Here is a 654-nt window from a genome sequence, read left to right on the forward strand (position 1 = left end):
CGGAGGGCATCATCCTGCACCGCATCGTGCGCCAGGACCGCTCGGATGCCCGGCCCGCGCTGCGCCTGGTGCTTTCCGGCATCCTTCCTAGCGACCCGGTCGGTGCGTAGGCGGGTAATTACACCTGCACTTCACCCCGCGTTTACCCAAAGGGTGCGCAACGGTTAACTCCGGCTCCTAGCGTCAAGGACGTGAGCAATACCAACCAGCCCAGCGTCTTGGCGATCATCCCGGCCCGTGGAGGATCCAAGGCGGTACGGCTCAAGAACCTGCGCAAGGTCGGCGGCCAGAGCCTGCTGGGCCGTGCGATCCAATCGGCCCAGGCCGCGGCCTCAGTCAGCGAAGTCGTGGTCAGCACCGATCATGAACAGATCCGGCAGGAGGCCCTGGCCTACGGCGCCAGCGTTGTCGACCGCCCGGCCGAAATCGCCGGGGACACGGCCAGCAGCGAATCGGTGCTCCTGCACGTGCTCGCCCAGCGCGAGGAGCACCCGCAGATCACCCTGTTCATCCAATGCACCTCCCCCTTCATCGACCCGGCGGACCTGGATGCCGCGGTGCAGCAGGTGGCCTCCGGCAAGGCCGATGTCAGCTTCGCCGCGGTCCCCGATCACGCTTCCACTGGGGCCTGTCCCCGGAGGCGCCGCGGTGGCC

General features: G+C 67.9%; 1 protein-coding gene. It reads left to right on the plus strand.

What is annotated here, in order from left to right; genetic code table 11:
- Nucleotides 1-191: 191 nt before the first annotated feature.
- A partial coding sequence (locus tag JCM19049_RS16785) for a cytidylyltransferase domain-containing protein (RefSeq protein ID WP_279403484.1) occupies nt 192-654 on the plus strand: 463 nt, incomplete at its 3' end.

This window comes from Arthrobacter sp. JCM 19049 (assembly GCF_001310435.1).